Source organism: Limnobacter olei, from assembly GCF_029087225.1.
GTDB classification, from domain to species: Bacteria; Pseudomonadota; Gammaproteobacteria; order Burkholderiales; family Burkholderiaceae_B; genus Limnobacter; species Limnobacter olei.
On sequence record NZ_JARFJD010000022.1, the window covers coordinates 1 to 16804 of the forward strand.

The following is a 16804-nucleotide window of genomic DNA, read 5'->3' on the forward strand; positions in this document are numbered from 1 at the left end:
GGTTTGCTGGGGGCTTACCATGCAGTTCAACTCTGCGTTAGTATTTCCGAGGTCATCCTTGCCTCATTGTATCCGTTCGGATACAATTAGATTTATGAATTCTTTTCAACGCACATCAGAATTTGATGCGTGGCTTAAAGCATTGCGTGATCCGATCGGGAAAGCTCGAATAATTTCAAGAATTCGCTCAGCTGAAGCCGGAAACTTCGGCGACTGTGAACCCGTCGGCGAAGGTGTTTCCGAGATGAGAATTCATTACGGGCCGGGTTACCGCGTTTATTACTCCCGCAAAGGCGATGTGGTTTACCTGTTGCTTTGTGGTGGAAATAAATCGACACAGAAAAGTGACATTAAACAGGCCAAAGCTTTGCTTAAAAGTTACGAGGGTTAAGGCATGAAGATGAAACTTGCGAAATTTGATGCAGCCGAATATCTCGATAACGAGGAAGTTATCGCAGCGTATCTGAACGCAGCGCTAGAGGATGAAAATCCCGATGTTTTTTTAATTGCCATTGGTGATGTGGCGAAAGCTCGAGGAATGACGCAACTTGCAAAAGACACGGGATTAGCGAGGGAAAGTTTGTACAAGGCTTTGGCTCCTGGCGCAAAACCAAGGTATGACACTGTTTTGAAATTGATCCGTGCCTTGGGTGTTGAGCTACACACATCCCCTGCTCATAAATGAATGTCAACTGTAACTTGTCAATACAGTAGACCCGCCGAGGGACAACTACTCCCGGTGAGTTCTGAGCGCTTCCGGGGTGCTTCGCAAAGGCTGCAACAGGTTTCTTGAGCTCACTCAGCCAGCCATACAAGCTGTGGCTCAACACAACGTTGGAACTGTTGTGCCCTTAGCGCTACTCAAAAGCTGATCCTTTAATTCAAACTCCACAATTCATTACCAGCGTCGCTTTTGAGCAAAGCGAATTACATGCACCAAGGAGCGGTGAAATTGAAATCGGCAGTGCGTCATGTTGAACTGGATAATTCCATGCCCCCTGAAGAAGTGGCGCTATTCTTCATCATGGCTTCAATGGGGCTGTCTGTTTACGGGGCATTTACAAGCTTTGTTTCCTCTACATTTTGGCTTCGCTGGGGTACTTACTTGTCCGTCACTGCCACATTACTTTTGACGACTTATCTTTATTGGGGGTTCGGCACCGGCCGCATGAAAATGCAAGAGGGGGCCTCTAAGTTAAAAAAAGTTTTTGCTTTGATTTTTCTACCCCTTTTCATCTTCGGCGCAATATGGATGGTCACCATTCATGCGTTGGCAGATTTCTATACGCTCGCATTTGGAAGTCAAAACAGCGAATCAGTACTATTGGCTAAGGAACGAGGTGGAGGTCGGTATACATGTCGATACCAGCTTAAAGGTCAATCGCTCGAGTCAGCAATTCCAAACCACATCTGCATCTCTGATTCGGCCTATGAAGCTCTACCTTCTTACCCAACTACTTTTTTGCTTGACGGAAAAATTTCGATTCTTGGGTTCCATATCGGAGATGTGTACAGAAGCCTCAAGTCGGCCGGTAACTAGAACACGGGTTCCCATCTCTTGGAGCGGCGAAACCAACTTGAACTTTATCTTCATAAAATCATGCTACCGATATTTATTCGAATCGTGTCATCGATCATTTCAGTCTTGGCGCTCATCTCCCTCCTTCCTGCGGCAGGTGTATTGATGATGTCACCAATGATGTTTGATGCGCCCGGTTCTGAACGCAATGTTCTCCTGTGGCTATTCTTCTTTAGCATATTGGCGCATCCCATCGCTGTCATAACTGGTGCGAAAATCATCTTCAAAAATAAACTACGCGACAAGCGGCGCTATATGGTTGGCGTTGGTGTCACGCTTACACCTCTTACGCTCATATTCATTTTGTGTTTTTTGCTAAGCATATTTTGTGATGGTAATTTTGCTTGCTGAGTGTCGCCAACTACATACTTATTTCAGTGAACTGAGGAGTGAACAAGATTCAAAAAATAATAGTAAGCAGCGCTTGGGTATTGTTCGCAAACTCAAGCTGGGCAACTGAGGTGGAAGAATCAACTCTCTTGAACAACCTGGCGTACGGGCAGTTGATCGAACTGAATCAATACAGCTCTGGGCAGCAGAAGGGCTTGATGTTGCGCCTGTTTGCAACGCCAGCTCGCGATGAAACTTGTGGGCTTGAAACTGGTGCCACTTGCAAAAATAATCACCTGATCACTGTTGCCACTTTCGATGAACTACCGGAAGTTCAAGTACACACACTTCAAGCGAAAGGGGAGTTTGTGAAAGCTGATTGGGTTGTGTCCAAAACGCCTGAAACAACAGTTGACCAAGCCGAGTTGCTTCTGACATTTCGCGAATACAATCGGTTTGCAACCCGAGCCAATCCAAATCTTCCCAAAAAATTGTTTCAGGTCAAATTGAAAATTTCTCAGCAAGGTATCGACGAAAACTGAGCAAGCACCCGCCAAAGTGTTATGTTTGCGTACTATTCGGCACTCAGTTGCGGCAACGCACTAGCGGTGTCAGGTCAAACAAATCTGGAGAAGGGTATGCAAACTGTGTTGGGTGCCAACGGGCAAATTGGCCAAGAGCTGGCACGGTGCCTGAAGCGCGATTTTACTGACAAAATTCGCCTGGTAAGCCGTAGCCCGCAGCAAGTCAACGGCACGGATGAGTTAATGCCCGCCAACCTGTTGAGCGCAGAGCAAACATCAAAGGCAGTTGCAGGTTCTGAGGTGGTGTACCTCACAGTGGGTCTGCCCATGAACACGCAAATGTGGATAGACCAATGGCCGGTGATGATGAGCAATGTGATTGCCGCCTGTGAGCAGCACAAGGCCAAGCTGGTTTTTTTCGACAACACCTACATGTACCCGCAAACCAGCGAAGTGCAAACCGAGACTTGCCGTTTTGAACCCCACGGCCTGAAGGGAATGGTGAGGGCAGAAATCGCCAACGACCTGTTGGAAGCCATGAAACAAGGCAAGGTGGAGGCATTGATATGCCGGGCACCGGAATTTTATGGCCCAGGCCTTACGCAAAGCATCACGAATTCCACCATCATCGAGCCACTGAAAGCAGGAAAAAAAGCCAAGGTGTTTTTGCGTGACGATGTGCTGCGCACGCTCATTTACACGCCCGACGCGAGCCGGGCCATGGCATTGCTGGGCAATACTCCAGATGCGTTCGGGCAAACCTGGCACCTGCCCTGTGATGACAACCGCTTAACGTATCGAGAGTTTGTGCAATTGGCCGCTAAAACTTTTAGCGTAAAGCCTGGCCACATGATTCTCAAAAAATGGCAACTTGTTCTGGCAGGGCTTTTCAGTCAGCGTATTTGTGACGCCACTGAGTTACTACCCCGATACGCGGTGGACAATATTTTTGATTCAAGCAAATTCAAACAGAGATTTCCAGAGTTTGCGGTGACGCCGATAGCACAGGGTTTAGCGTCGATCGCAGGTGAGAAGTAAACCAAAGGTCTCTGCAAAACAAGGTGCGGCTCAGGCTGGCGAGCGAGTAGTCGAAAAGTGTCGTCGAGTTGTTTTAGATATTTGTTTCGTTGCGGGCGGCTACAGTCAGCAAGAAGGGCTGTGTCATTCCGCTTCTTTGTCCAGCTGCGAAATTAGATCGTCGTAATAATAGTCGGAAAGTCCGCTTTGCTCGCCTTCATCCAGAAGGCGACGCAGTTGCGTCAGTTGAGTTTCGTTTTCTTCCAGCAAACGTAGCCCTGCTCTGACCACTTCGCTGGCCGAGCCATAGCGGCCATTCTGGACCTGGGATGCAATGAATCAATCAACCGCCCAGCGTTTTATTTGTTCTTTAAGGCGTAATAAACCCCCAACGCCCCATCTTCCTCCAGCGTCACCATTCGGTGCGCATCAATCGATACCACAAATTTTCTCTGCTCCCACTTGCCTTTCCAAGCAGGGTCTTTACATTCCAACACACCAGTTTTAACCACGGTTAGCTGCTCTCCATAGGCAGAAAATCCGAGGCCTGTGTTCTCCAATGAAAACTGCAAGGGCTTGCCTTGGCTGTCTACAGCCTCTTGGGGCAGGGCGGCATTCATTCGGGTCAGCACATCATTCAATGGTAGTTCTTCAAGCACAAAGTGCAACTGCCCCTTGGCGCACGCTCCTACTGGCGATGTGTTGTTTTGCGTTGCTTTCAAATCAATACTTTTTCCAATCTGCGGTTTGAATTGATTGGCCGTGGTTTCAAAACATCCAATCGGGCAGCGAACTTCCAGCAATGTCCAAGCCTTCAGCAAATCAGCGGTTGAGTTCTCTGAAGCGTGAGTTGATGTAAGGCCCAGCATCAGCGTTGCGGCAGCGAAAGAAAATTTGATCATGTTCATTTCCTTAGCGCCCAATGCTTTGCAGGTAAATCGAGATTGTTTGTTCATGAGAGTGTTTGTAACCAAGAATTTCCTAAGGTTCAAACAAAAAAGCCAGGCACTTTTCAGCACCTGGCTTTCTCAAATCAAACCACTCAAACTTAAGCGGCTTTCACCTTCAAGCGCCATGCGTGCAACAGTGGCTCGGTGTAACCGGCTGGTTGTTCCATGCCCTTGAACACCAGGTCACATGCAGCCTTGAATGCGGCTGATGTTTCAAAGTTGCCAGCCATGGGCTTGTACGCGGGGTCGCCAGCGTTTTGCTGATCAACCACAGCGGCCATGCGCTTCATGGTTTCCATCACTTGCTCTTTGCTCACAATGCCGTGGTGAATCCAGTTGGCAATGTGCTGGCTGGAAATGCGCAGTGTGGCGCGGTCTTCCATCAGGCCCACGTTGTTGATGTCGGGCACCTTGGAGCAACCTACACCTTGGTCAACCCAGCGAACCACATAACCCAAAATACCTTGGGCGTTGTTGTCCAGTTCTTGCTGCTTTTCTGCCTCAGACCAGTTGGTATTGGTGGCCACTGGCACTTGCAACAGGTTGGCCAAAATACCTGGGCGTTCTGCGTCGGCATCAATCTTTTCCAGCTCGGCTTGAACAGCGGCCACGCTCACCTGGTGGTAGTGCATGGCGTGCAGTGTTGCAGCAGTTGGGCTGGGTACCCAGGCGGTGTTTGCACCGGCTTTGGGGTGGCCAATTTTCTGTTCCAGCATGGCTTTCATGAGGTCGGGCATGGCCCACATGCCTTTGCCAATTTGCGCGCGGCCTTTCAAACCACAGCTCAAACCAACCAGCACGTTGTTGCGCTCGTAGGCGGTAATCCATGCGCTGCTCTTCATGTCGGCTTTGCGAATCATCGCGCCGGCGTGCATGGCGGTGTGCATTTCGTCGCCAGTGCGGTCCAGGAAGCCTGTGTTAATGAAAGCAACACGGCTTGCTGCGGCAGCAATACAGGCCTTCAGGTTGACTGATGTGCGGCGCTCTTCGTCCATAATGCCCAGCTTCACGGTGCTGTCGGGCAGGCCCAGCAGCTTTTCTACATGGGTGAACAATTCGGCAGCAAAGCCCACTTCAACAGGGCCGTGCATCTTCGGCTTCACGATGTAAACCGAACCTTTGCGGCTGTTGCGAATGCCGTTGACGCCATTGCCTTTCAGGTCGTGCAGCGCAATCGTGGTGGTAATCACCGCGTCCATAATGCCTTCGGGAATTTCTTTGTCGCCGCCCCACAAAATTGCGGGGTTGGTCATCAAGTGGCCCACATTGCGCAGGAACAACATAGAGCGGCCATGCATGGTCACTTTCTCGCCATTCACGCCGGTGTACACGCGGTCTGCGTTCAGGCCACGTGTGAAGGTTTTGCCGCCTTTGCTCACGCTTTCTGTCAGGGTGCCTTTCAAAATACCCAGCCAGTTTTTGTAGGCCACAATTTTGTCTTCAGCGTCTACGGCTGCAACAGAATCTTCCAAATCCAGAATCGTCGACAGCGCTGCTTCCAGCACCACGTCGGCCACACCGGCTGCGTCGCTGGAACCAATCGGTGTTGCGCGGTTAATAATGATGTCGGCGTGAATGCCGTTGTTCACCAGCAATACTGAAGAAGGTGTTGCGGCGTCGCCCTGGTAACCCACCAGTTGTGCGGCGTTTTTCAGGCCAGCGGTGCTGCCGTTCTTCAAGGCAACTTGCAGCTTGCCGCCTGCAATGGCGTAGCCAGTGGCATCTTTGTGTGATGCGCCTTCCAATGGGAAAGACTGATCCAAAAAGTTGCGTGCAAACTCAATTACTTTTGCACCGCGCACTGGGTTGTAGCCGCCTGCGCGTTCTGCACCGCCTTCTTCGGAAATGACATCGGTGCCGTACAATGCGTCGTACAGGCTGCCCCAACGTGCGTTGGCTGCGTTCAGGGCGTAGCGTGCGTTCAAAATAGGCACGACCAACTGGGGGCCAGCTTGGGTGGCCAGTTCGCTGTCTACATTGGCAGTGGTGGCTTGCACTTTGGCAGGCTGCTCAACCAGGTAGCCAATCTTTTTCAAGAATTCTTGATAAGCGGCCATGTCTTTGATGGGGCCGGGGTTGGCTTTGTGCCAGGCGTCCATTTCCAGCTGAATGCGGTCGCGCTCGGCCAGCAGGGCAGCGTTTTTTGGGGCCAGTGTGCTGACGATTTCGTCGAAGCCCTTCCAGAAACCAGCTTGATCAATGCCGGTGCCGGGCAGCACTTCATTGTTGATGAAGTTGTACAGGGGTGTGGCTACTTTCAAGCCATGCACTGTGGTGCGTTCTGTCATTTTGAAAACCTCGAGCTGTTGGAATAGGGTATTAGCCCATGATTGTAAAGGAATCGGATGTCATTCTGACACGCTTGGAATCGTCACAAGCGCGGGTGATCGGTCATTTCATCTTTAACTTTTTTGCAAAACTCTGGAAAACCCCGAGTCGATTGCAGCAACGCAGGCTTCAATCCAAATTGTGGGCTGGTTACTATTGGGTAATCGATTCGGGGTAAACATGCGGACTTTTGATTACATCGTAGTAGGGGCGGGCACGGCGGGGGCCTTGATGGCCAATCGGCTTAGTGCCAATCCCAACAATTCAGTGCTGTTGTTGGAAGCGGGCGGTAAAGACAACTACCACTGGATCCACATTCCCGTGGGTTACCTGTATTGCATCGACAACCCCCGCACCGATTGGCGTTTTCGCACCGAGCCCGATGCTGGTTTGAACGGCCGCGCCTTGATTTACCCCCGTGGCAAAACCTTGGGGGGTTGCTCCAGCATCAACGGCATGATCTACATGCGTGGCCAGGCCCGCGATTACGAAAGTTGGGCCGCGCAAACCGGCGACGAGACCTGGAACTGGAACAATTGTTTGCAAGATTTTTTGGCCCATGAAAGCAACTGGCGGTACGACAACCCGCATGCCGAGTTGGCCGACACCGACTTGGCAAAATTCCACAACGGCAAAGGCGAATGGCGCGTAGAAAAGCAGCGCTTGCGTTGGGAAATTCTGGAGGCGTTTTCTGAAGCGGCGCAGCAGGCGGGCATACCCGCCAGCGATGACTTCAACCGTGGCAATAATTTTGGTGTGGGCTACTTTGAGGTGAACCAGCGCAGCGGCTGGCGGTGGAATACCTCCAAAGCCTTCTTGCGCCCCATCCTGAAGCGACCCAACTTAACCGTGTGGACCCAGGCACAAGTTAAAAATTTAATCATTGAACGCAACGCCAGTGGCGAACTGGTGTGCAATGGCGCGCTGGTGGTGAAGGGCGGTGAAGAAGTGGCGGTGAAAGCCGTGCGTGAAACTGTGTTGTGCGCGGGTGCAATTGGCACGCCACAAATTCTGGAGCTATCTGGCATAGGGCAGGGCAGCCTGCTGCAGCAACACGGCATTGAGGTAAAGCTGGACAAACCCGGTGTGGGTGCCAACCTGCAAGACCATTTGCAAATACGCGCCGTGTTCAAAGTGCAGGGCGTTAAAACCTTGAACACGCTGGCCAACAGCCTGTGGGGCAAGGCGCAAATTGGCATGGAATATGTGTTCAAGCGCAGCGGCCCCATGAGCATGGCCCCCTCGCAACTGGGTGCATTCACCAAAAGCAGTGCCGACCGGCCATACCCCAACATTCAATACCATGTTCAGCCGCTGAGCCTGCCCGCATTTGGCCAGCCTTTGCACAACTTCAATGCCTTCACAGCCAGTGTGTGTAACCTCAACCCCAGCAGTCGGGGTTCAGTGCACATCAAAACCGGCCGGTTCGACGAAGCACCTGCGATTGCACCGAATTACCTCAGCACCACTGAAGATCAAAAAGTGGCGGCTGATTCATTAAGGGTGACCCGCAACATTGCCCAGCAATCCGCCTTGGCCAAATACAAGCCCGAGGAATTCAAGCCCGGCGTGGAGTTTCAAACCGACGAGGAATTGGTGCGTTTGGCAGGCGACATTGCCACCACGATTTTTCACCCGGTGGGTACAGCAAAAATGGGTGCTGCCAACGACCCCGCTGCCGTGGTCGATTCCCGCTTGCGGGTGATTGGTGTGAAGCACCTGCGCATCGCTGATGCAAGCGTGATGCCTACTATTACCAGCGGCAACACCAACAGCCCCACGCTGATGATTGCCGAGAAGGCCGCGCGGTGGATACTCGAAGGCTGATACACTTCGGGCATTGATTGCAGGGAATACACGCCATGAACGAAGTCATCATCAACAAAGAACCCGTTGAGCTTTACAAGATCCTGAAATTTCAGGGTTGGTTGTCCAGCGGCGGCGAAGCAAAAAATGTAATCGCCGATGGCCACGTGTTGGTCAACGGCCAAATTGAAACCCAGAAGCGCAAGAAAATTGTGGGTGGCGATGTCATCGAGTTTGACGGCGTGAAGTACACAGTTAAACTGGGGTAATCGTTTTATCCCAAAGCAGTTTCAATCAAGGCAGTACGGTCATGGCAGTTAAAGACCACACAGTTTCAAAGCAGTCCCAGTGTGTTGAGGTGTATTTCGACGGCTCATGCCCCATGTGCCGCCGTGAAATCGCGGTGTACCAAAACATCACGCCCGATCAGCCCATAGCCTGGGTGGATGTCTCCAAACCCGACACGCCACTGCCCCAAGGGCAATCCAAAGAACAACTCATGGCGCGTTTTCACACGCGGACAGCGCAAGGCGAATTGCTCAGTGGTGCTGCGGCCTTTGTGCATGTGTGGGCGCAGTTGCCCGGCTGGCGGGTGTTGGCGTGGTTGGCCAAAGTGCCCGGCATGTTGTGGCTGATGGAGAAGGCCTACAACGGCTTTTTGCCGGTGCGCCCTGCCATTCAACGCTTTGTTTTGAAATTCGACACCGGCCATTTGCCGTCCACATTGGTGGCCGACATTCGCACCGACCATGCCGGTGAAACCGGGGCAGTGTGGATCTACAAGGGCATTCTGGCGGTTTCAAGAAACCCTGAAATTCGCGCATTTGCCAGTGAACACCTGCAAACTGAGCAGCGCCATTTAAAGGCCATGAATGAACTGCTGCCCGTGTTTCGCCGAAGCTGGCTGTTGGTGCCCTGGCGCATTGCGGGTTTCATCACTGGTGCTTTGCCAGCCCTGTTCAGCTCGACTGCGGTGTACCGCACCATTGCTGCAGTGGAAACTTTCGTGAACCTGCACTACCAGGAACAAATCGACAAGCTGAATGCATTGGGCACTCACCCGGCACTCAAGGCGCAACTGATCGAGTTTCAATTGGATGAGTGCGCACACCGCGACGAGGCGGCCGCAAAAACAACAAAGCCCGGCGGGTTGATCGCAAGGCTTTGGGTGGGTGCCATCGGGTCGGGCTCCAAGGTTGCAGTCACCCTGGCCCGTTTTCTCTAACCGTTCAGGCAGCCAATGCCGGTTTTTGAACTTGGCGAACCAAGGCTTGCAAGCGCTTGCGTTGCAGGCGCATTTCAACTTCCATGGCTTTGAATTTCGCTTTGTAGGCCGCCAGGGTTTCGCCGTTTTTAATGGCGTTTTTCGTGTCCTGGTACCAGGCTTCTTTCAGCTTGGCCCAGTCTTGCAAGGCCTTGCTGTAGTGCTCATATTCCTGCGCAAGGCGTGCCTTCATGGCCTCTACATGCGCATGCATGGTTGTGGGTTGTGCCTGCATTTTTTCTTCGGCGCGTTTGAATTGCATGGCAATGCGTGCTTTCTCAATGGCGAACTTGTCGCAGCGCTTCAGGTTTTTGGTCAAGCCCACATACGACAAACCAGCAATCAGCCATTTGGTGGGGTCGATGTGAAACCACTTGATGCCGTTGCGATAGTCGTACTGAAACAGGTGGTGGTAGTTGTGATAACCCTCACCGTAGGTGAAAATCGCCAGGAAATCGTTGTCGCGCGCGGTGTTCTCATCGGTGTAAGGGCGGCGACCCCAAATGTGCGCTAGCGAATTGATAAAGAACGTGGTTTGGTGGCACCACACCAGGCGAGCCAAGCCACCCAGCAGCACCACACCCCACAAGTCGCCCACCAACAGGCCAATAATTACTGGTAAACCGAAGTTAATGCCCAAGGCCAAGGCGGTGTAGTGTTTGTGCTGGAACATCACCAGTGGGTCTTTCAGCAGGTCAGGCGAGTTGCTGAAGTCTTCTTTGCCAGATTCATATTTGCGAATCATCCAACCCATGTGCGAGAACCAGAAGCCACGCTTGGCCGAGTAGGGGTCGTGCTCGGTGTCGTCCACATGGCGGTGGTGCGTGCGGTGGCCCGAAGCCCAAATCAAAATGCTGTTTTGTACCGCCATGGTGCCGAAGAACATCAACACGAAGCGCACGGTCCAGTGGGCTTCGTAGGTGCGGTGTGCCCACAGGCGGTGGTAACCGGCGGTAATCGAAATGCCATTCAGAATAGCCAACACCACAAATGACACCCAGGCAGCCGTGCTGTAGTCGTTGAACCAGGCGTAAGCGGGTACAAGAATGAGTGCAGCAATGGTGGTTCCGAACAGGGTGATTGCGCCGGGCCAGTGGATCGGGCTATTGGGGTCAACTCGAGTGGTCATTGAAGGTTGGTTTTTACCAGTTGGTTCAAAGGATGAGGGAATCATACTGATTCTTGACCCTGGCATGAACCCAAATTTAAATATTTAATAATTGTTCTTGATTGTTGAGGTACAGCCGCAACGAAATCTTGAATTTCGAAGCGACTAGAGTTAACACTTGTGCACTGAATTTTTTGAAATTAGGCAGCCAGTTGCGAATTCGCGCCAGTCAGTTCTCCACCCAACACGTCAATCAAACCGGGAATCAGCTTTCTCAATTCACCAGTCATCAGGGCAAAGTCGGAATCGAAGGCATCGTCGTCGGCACTGAGGGCGGCCTGTTCCTTGATCACGTCCAAAGGTGCAAGCCGCTTTACCTGCAAGTTCTCGTGCAATACAAATGAAACCTTGTCGGCCCAGGTCATGGCCAGTTTGGTCACGTCCTTGCCACCCTTGATGTGCTTGGCAATTTCCTCAGACTCCAGCGAGTGCTTCACATAGCGCACAGTGGCGGCCTGTTCACCACGGCTTTTCAGTTCGCAGTCCTGGTCCACGGTAAAGGGGGGCGGGTTGTCGTTCTCAGCCAACCAGGCGGTCATGGCCACGGTGGGCGATATTTTGGTTTTGACCAAAGCCATGGCCACGCCTTCCACGCTTTTCATGAGCATGCCGACCAGCTCATCGGCTTTGGCGGGGCTTGCAGCGTCAATCACCAGCCACTTGCCCTGCGGGTCTATCCACGCATTGATTCGGCTGCGAATGGCAAAAGCCCGTGGCAGCAATTCGTCGGTCACGGCTTCCTTGATTTCCTTCATCTGCTTGCGGCCGGGCTTGTAGCCTTCGCGTTCTTCAATTTCCGCGGCACGTGCTTTGGTGAATTGATTGATCACGGTGCTGGGCAACAGTTTTTTCTCCAGGCCCAATGAAATCAGCAACTGCTGGCCGCTACGGTGCACAAAGGGTTCATCTTCGGCTTTTGGAGAAACCCAACCGCGGGTTTGCAAGTCCATGCCGCCACAGGCTTGCAGGGCTTGTTTGGCCAGTTTGTCTTCCAGCGATTCGGGGGTTTCTTCCCATTTGGTAAGGCGAAAGATGAACAGGTTTTTAAACCACATGGCTTTGCTCGCTGAAATTGAAAAAGGGCTGGCAGTGTAACGCAAAAAACCAAAGCGCACCCAGTCGGCTTGAAGGCTGCCAAGGGGTTGAACAAATTTTCACCCGCGTTTCTATTTGATAGTAGTATTTCGATACGCTGTCGTCACAATACTCACAACTTGGTATTCATTACCGAATGCGCCTTAAGCCGTTTTGCTGGATTTGGGTTTTGTTCCTGCTTCCCTGGTTAAGCAGTTGCACCACGCCGCCCCAACGTGATTTCGCCGACACCCTCAGCATGTTTGAAGAACTGCGCCAACAATACGATGTGCCGTATTCCCGCATGGGTTTTCAGAAAAGCCCTTTGTTTGCTTTTGCCAAGGGCAAAACCCAGATCGTGATTGACGAAGCCTTTTCTGAAGGCCTGAGCGACGCAGCCCTGCGCTATGTTTTTGTGCATGAACTGGTGCACCTGAAATACGACGACCCCCGGCGTGGGTATGATTTGCTGAAACGTATTCACCAAACCAATGCCAAAGACACCGAACTGATGAACAATGCCTTTATGACGCTTTTGGGCGCTTATGGCCAGGACCCTGAGTTTAAGAATTTTCTCGATCAGGCTGAAACCCGGGCCAACCACTACGCTTCGCAGCATTTAATCGATCGTGGCGAGAACCCCTGCAAGGCCATTGCAGAAATTGAACAATACACAGGCGCACGTTTTCGCTTTGGCACCGAAGACCTGTGCAAATGATTCAGCTGCCCCAACGCATTGTTTGCCTCACCGAGGAAACCACCGAATGGCTTTACCTGCTCGGTGAAGAACACCGGATTGTCGGTATTTCCGGCTACACCGTGCGCCCCCGCAAAGCGCGCCTTGAAAAGCCCAAGGTGAGTGCATTTTTAACGGCCAAGATTGATCAAATACTGGCGCTGAAGCCCGACTGCGTGTTTGGGTTTTCCGATTTGCAGGCCGACATTGCCAGTGCCTTGATTCGCCATGGCGTGCAGGTGACGGTGTTCAACCAGCGTTCAGTGCCCGAAATTTTCAGCATGATGTACCAGGTGGCCGCCATGGTGGGTGCTGCCGAGAAAGGTGCTGCCCTGATTGCAGAAATGCAGGCGAAAGTGGAGGCCGTGCGGGCCAAAACCAGCCAATGGACTGTGCGCCCCAAGGTGTATTTTGAAGAATGGGACGAACCGCCGATCAGCGCCATTCAATGGGTCAGCGAGCTGATTGGCATTGCCGGGGGCGATGATTGTTTCCCCGAGTTGGCCAAGCAAAGCCTGGGCAAGAACCGCATTATTGCAAACAGCAATGAAATTGTTCGCCGCAACCCCGACATCATTATTGGCTCTTGGTGCGGCAAGAAATTTCGCCCCGAAACCGTGGCTGCGCGGGCAGGGTGGGGTAATGTGCTTGCGGTAAAGCACCAGCAAATTTTCGAGATCAAATCACCTTTGATTTTGCAGCCTGGCCCGGCTGCGCTCACCGATGGCCTGGATGCCTTACACAGCCTCATGGTGCAATGGCAAACCGTTCGGAATTAAAAACAATCGTTCTAAGTCCTTGAAGGCTTGTAATTTTTTACAGAAGTTGTAATGTTAAATGCCAAGGTGCGAAGGAATGCAGCATGAACAGACTCAACCCCGCAAAGCCAAGGCTTGCCACGCGAATACTGGCGGTGATTTTTACCATGGTGGCGATACTGGTTATCAGCTTCTGCGCCGCAGTCATGTCGATTATTTACATGCATGCCGATGAAAACGGCATGGTTCCCAAAGCGTTCTCGCTCAGCAATCAGCTGACTCAGCCCATTATCACCATACTGCCCCCTCAACAGGCGGGCCCCAACGCACCCAACTACAAAACACCCCAGTACCACATTTAAAAAACGATTTGCTCGGGGTGTGGGCCTATTTCGTGGCGATTGGGTTGGGCATCCAGAATTTTGACCCGATCAGGATCGAAGCTGGCAATGAAGTGGTGCTTGCCCTCAGGTGTGGTGGTAAAGGCCACTGGGTGAACCAGCACTGAGCACTGCAACAAGTCGAACACCACAGGCAAATGTTCCGGGCATTCTGGCATGAAGCGAAAGGGCTTGCGCCAGTCTATTTCGCCCTCAGGCATTTTTTTAAAGGCACTGCACGCACGGTAAATGTCAGCCACTTCTGACACCACTTCTTTGGACACGCGCGACAAATTCACAAATTGCGTACCATTTTCTTCGCCCAGGTCTTCCAAGTGCACCACGCCGGGTTTCCGTGGCGTTTCAATGCCCACGGTAATGGTGGCTGTCGAAAAGTAATGACCTGCTTTTTGAGCTTGCGACAACAGTTCACCCAAGGCCATGTAGGCATTGCGGTTGCCGTACAGTGCATTGAAGTAATTCTTCGGAATGCGACCTGCCACAGGCAACTTGTAATCAGAAAGTTTCAACTGGCTGGGTGGGGCCTTGGGGCCACTCCACACAGCAATCAGTTTGACCTCGGTGTAATCCATGTTTTGTTCATGACGCCATGTGTTTGTATTTAAGCGGGTACTTCTGGATCAACAACTTCACTGCGTCTATATCGCTCAGCGGTGGCACCTGGTTACGCGCCCGGTATTCCTGATGAACAATGTCCAGCCACAAATAACAAACCTCCGGTTCCTCCATGCCGCTGGCCAACATGTGGCGCAGCCTTTCCAGCACGATGCCCACTTGCGGTGTGGCGTTGCCTGAACCGTTTAACCACCGGTAACCCGAACCAGCACTACGGCCCAGCAATTGACCAAAAGTGCTTTCACTGACTTTCGTTTTTCCAAACACCCTTTGAAACATTTTGTAGGTGTCTTCCAGGCTGAGTTCGTTGTTCAAAGGAACCAGCGACTCATGGGTTTCGTACAACCTCAAAATTAAAGCAACCGTGGGGTCAAGCAGTTCCTCGCTTGAATTGCCCTCGGCTGGGCGAACAATTGAGTTAAATTTCGCCTGGGTACTGATACCGAACAAGGCACACATTTTTGACACGGTTAGCCCGTATTTTTGCTTGAACAGGTTCAGGTAGGCACCTGTGCGTGGCTTGTTCTTGTTGTTAATTTGAGGCATGGCGCGTGATAAAGCAATCTCGTGGGTTAGTAATGATACGGAATCAAGACTCTCAAATTGTAATTTGATCTGAAAATCATTATTTAACACAAATGGACAACGTATCATGTCGCTTTGTGGTTGACTGGAAATGGCTCAAGTTAATGAATTTAATCATTTTTTCGACCGCCACTGGGTGGCATATTCGCGAATGTCGAAATGTACATGGCTTCTGTAAACACCAACCCCCCCGAATGCGGGGTACTGTAGGGTTTTAGCCAATTGATCAATATTCACACCAATGGGTTTGATGTCCATGGCGTAAAACTGTCCGCTCTCATCGGGCAAATGGCGAGAATGTCGGGCTGCACCTTCAGTGATTGAATTGGTGTGATGTGTTCGCAAACCCGAAGTGACTTCAAACACGGTGTAGGCGTGGTGTTCTGCCAAAACAATTTGAGCCCATGCTGCCAGTTGCAACATTTCAACATTGGGTATGCCCACCCGGTTGGCTCGAATATCGCGAAGCATCCAGGCAGCAGTGCGGTAACCTTCAGGTGTGCTGAAGTCGATTTGAAAGCGGTCCGAACCGCGTTGAATATCCAGCAGGGTAAAGCTTGGGGCTTGTGCAGCCCACGCCAGTTTATCCAGGTGTGCCATCAGCGAAACTGAACTTGCTGCAGCAAGAAACTGACGCCTGTTCATGATCAAGGCACCGCTGGTGGGGTACAGGCCTGGTTACCGTTTTGGCAGCAGCTGCTTAGAATGGACAATTGCGCGGGCGGGTTGGCATTGGGGTTGTACACACAGCGAATGAAGGCACTACCGCCCGCACCAGCACCGCCACCGGTGTCGGCATCCACTGCCACGAAGCGATAGCCCACGGGTGTGTCATTGAAAATCACAGTACTACAGGAGTTGCTGCTTTGAACCCAGTTCAAAGTCCGGTTGCCACGGCAAAAATCAACATCGGGAATCGGGTTGCGAACATCGTACCGGGAGGCTAGGGCACCCACACGCACGCCGGGTACGCCCGCGGGTGTATTTGCATCGCTTGTGCCATTGCCGTCAATGTCCAGCGCCACTGTGAAATTGCCACCTGCGCTGGTGGCCGGGGTGTTGGCTTGGAGGGTGACAAAACCATTGCCTCCCATGAAGCTCAGCATGTCGCCAGCAATGTCGTTGTCGAATTCACCAGCGGCGCCGTTTTGCCCGCCAATCGTAACTGGTTGGCTTAGCGTGATGTAGCCTTCAATGCGGCAATTGTCGGCTGCCATGGAGCAGCCGGCTGGCAATATGGAAAGACGGGTAATGAATTGACCGTTGGAGGCCGCAGGGCGATTCACGAAACTGGCTGGCAGCAAACCAATGTCGATCAGGTTCTGAATGGTGGGCGTCAGTTTGCTGCCCTCATTGCCGGTAACGGGATCTTCGGGAATCGTGACATCGGTGATGCCGTCGTTGTTCAAATCCACTTGTAGATCACCGGGGGCAGAAATGCCGCGCCGGTACAAGTCGGTGTAAGAATTCAGTGCGTCGCCCACCTGGTTGAGTTGATCAGCCTGGATTTTCGCGACAGAGGATTTTGCAGAACGTGCTTGTTGCTGAACCACAGCGAAGGCAATGATGGCACTGATGATGAGCACCAGCGCCAACTCGATGCTGAGAAAGCCGGTGTGCCGGGTGTTGCTGTGTTTCAGTGAGTCAAGCATGAGTAATTCGCCTTGAT

General features: G+C 52.0%; 21 protein-coding genes. 12 read left to right on the plus strand and 9 right to left on the minus strand.

Annotation, left to right across the window (positions count from 1 at the left end; all coding sequences use genetic code 11):
• From PY990_RS12970 to PY990_RS12995, 6 genes are all read left to right on the plus strand, one after another.
• Positions 1-391 (plus strand): type II toxin-antitoxin system RelE/ParE family toxin (locus tag PY990_RS12970; protein WP_343075080.1); only part of this gene is annotated, 391 nt, incomplete at its 5' end.
• 3 nt (positions 392-394) lie between these two features.
• Positions 395-685 carry an addiction module antidote protein gene (locus tag PY990_RS12975; RefSeq protein WP_275271951.1) on the plus strand — a complete coding sequence of 97 codons (291 nt, stop codon included), beginning with the start codon at positions 395-397 and terminating at the stop codon, positions 683-685.
• A gap of 228 nt (positions 686-913) precedes the next feature.
• Positions 914-1540 (plus strand): hypothetical protein, encoded by a 627-nt coding sequence (locus tag PY990_RS12980; RefSeq protein WP_275271952.1) that lies wholly within the window; start codon positions 914-916, stop codon positions 1538-1540.
• Between the two features lie 144 nt (positions 1541-1684).
• A complete protein-coding gene (locus PY990_RS12985) occupies positions 1685-1930 on the plus strand; it encodes a hypothetical protein (protein WP_275271953.1) in 246 nt (81 codons plus the stop codon).
• A 110-nt stretch (positions 1931-2040) separates the two neighbouring features.
• A complete protein-coding gene (locus tag PY990_RS12990) occupies positions 2041-2451 on the plus strand; it encodes a hypothetical protein (protein WP_275271954.1) in 411 nt (136 codons plus the stop codon).
• 96 nt (positions 2452-2547) lie between these two features.
• The gene (locus PY990_RS12995) at positions 2548-3471 is read left to right on the plus strand and encodes an NAD-dependent epimerase/dehydratase family protein (RefSeq protein WP_275271955.1); all 924 of its coding nucleotides are present in this window, start codon (positions 2548-2550) and stop codon (positions 3469-3471) included.
• 123 nt (positions 3472-3594) lie between these two features.
• Here the strand turns inward: PY990_RS12995 and PY990_RS13000 are convergent, their stop codons facing one another.
• From PY990_RS13000 to PY990_RS13010, 3 genes are all read right to left on the minus strand, one after another.
• Entirely contained in the window at positions 3595-3786 is a 192-nt protein-coding gene (locus PY990_RS13000) for a type II toxin-antitoxin system ParD family antitoxin (RefSeq protein ID WP_275272023.1), read from the minus strand.
• A gap of 23 nt (positions 3787-3809) precedes the next feature.
• A complete protein-coding gene (locus tag PY990_RS13005) occupies positions 3810-4352 on the minus strand; it encodes a hypothetical protein (RefSeq protein ID WP_275271956.1) in 543 nt (180 codons plus the stop codon).
• 146 nt (positions 4353-4498) lie between these two features.
• A complete protein-coding gene (locus PY990_RS13010) occupies positions 4499-6688 on the minus strand; it encodes a malate synthase G (RefSeq protein WP_275271957.1) in 2190 nt (729 codons plus the stop codon).
• 220 nt (positions 6689-6908) lie between these two features.
• Between PY990_RS13010 and PY990_RS13015 the strand changes: the two genes are divergently transcribed.
• The 3 genes from PY990_RS13015 to PY990_RS13025 are packed head-to-tail and all read left to right on the plus strand — an operon-like array spanning position 6909 to position 9759.
• A complete protein-coding gene (locus tag PY990_RS13015; RefSeq protein ID WP_275271958.1) occupies positions 6909-8555 on the plus strand; it encodes a GMC family oxidoreductase in 1647 nt (548 codons plus the stop codon).
• Between the two features lie 35 nt (positions 8556-8590).
• On the plus strand, positions 8591-8803 hold the full coding sequence (locus tag PY990_RS13020; protein WP_040513673.1) for an RNA-binding S4 domain-containing protein: 213 nt from the start codon (positions 8591-8593) through the stop codon (positions 8801-8803).
• A 41-nt stretch (positions 8804-8844) separates the two neighbouring features.
• On the plus strand, positions 8845-9759 hold the full coding sequence (locus tag PY990_RS13025) for a demethoxyubiquinone hydroxylase family protein (RefSeq protein ID WP_275271959.1): 915 nt from the start codon (positions 8845-8847) through the stop codon (positions 9757-9759).
• Between the two features lie 4 nt (positions 9760-9763).
• On the opposite strand, the gene PY990_RS13030 is transcribed toward PY990_RS13025, so the two are convergent.
• Positions 9764-10927: an acyl-CoA desaturase gene (locus tag PY990_RS13030; protein ID WP_275271960.1), complete on the minus strand. Its 1164-nt coding sequence runs from the start codon at positions 10925-10927 to the stop codon at positions 9764-9766.
• A 179-nt stretch (positions 10928-11106) separates the two neighbouring features.
• Positions 11107-12021, minus strand: coding sequence for a recombination-associated protein RdgC (locus tag PY990_RS13035; RefSeq protein ID WP_275271961.1), 915 nt, complete (start codon positions 12019-12021; stop codon positions 11107-11109).
• A gap of 209 nt (positions 12022-12230) precedes the next feature.
• On the opposite strand from PY990_RS13035, the gene PY990_RS13040 reads away from it, so the two are divergent.
• From PY990_RS13040 to PY990_RS13050, 3 genes are all read left to right on the plus strand, one after another.
• Positions 12231-12758, plus strand: a complete 528-nt coding sequence (locus PY990_RS13040) for a hypothetical protein (protein WP_275271962.1) — start codon at positions 12231-12233, stop codon at positions 12756-12758.
• A complete protein-coding gene (locus PY990_RS13045; protein WP_275271963.1) occupies positions 12755-13555 on the plus strand; it encodes an ABC transporter substrate-binding protein in 801 nt (266 codons plus the stop codon). The genes PY990_RS13040 and PY990_RS13045 overlap by 4 nt, the downstream gene beginning before the upstream one ends.
• A gap of 83 nt (positions 13556-13638) precedes the next feature.
• Complete coding sequence (locus PY990_RS13050; RefSeq protein WP_275271964.1) at positions 13639-13896, plus strand: hypothetical protein; 258 nt, start codon at positions 13639-13641, stop codon at positions 13894-13896.
• On the opposite strand, the gene PY990_RS13055 is transcribed toward PY990_RS13050, so the two are convergent.
• The 4 genes from PY990_RS13055 to PY990_RS13070 form a co-directional block, all read right to left on the minus strand.
• On the minus strand, positions 13893-14507 hold the full coding sequence (locus PY990_RS13055) for a hypothetical protein (RefSeq protein ID WP_275271965.1): 615 nt from the start codon (positions 14505-14507) through the stop codon (positions 13893-13895). The two genes, PY990_RS13050 and PY990_RS13055, sit on opposite strands and share 4 nt — an antisense overlap.
• A 7-nt stretch (positions 14508-14514) precedes the next feature.
• Positions 14515-15096, minus strand: coding sequence for a hypothetical protein (locus PY990_RS13060; RefSeq protein WP_275271966.1), 582 nt, complete (start codon positions 15094-15096; stop codon positions 14515-14517).
• A 153-nt stretch (positions 15097-15249) separates the two neighbouring features.
• Positions 15250-15780, minus strand: coding sequence for a D-Ala-D-Ala carboxypeptidase family metallohydrolase (locus PY990_RS13065; RefSeq protein ID WP_275271967.1), 531 nt, complete (start codon positions 15778-15780; stop codon positions 15250-15252).
• Between the two features lie 2 nt (positions 15781-15782).
• Complete coding sequence (locus tag PY990_RS13070) at positions 15783-16787, minus strand: hypothetical protein (RefSeq protein WP_275271968.1); 1005 nt, start codon at positions 16785-16787, stop codon at positions 15783-15785.
• Positions 16788-16804: the final 17 nt, after the last annotated feature.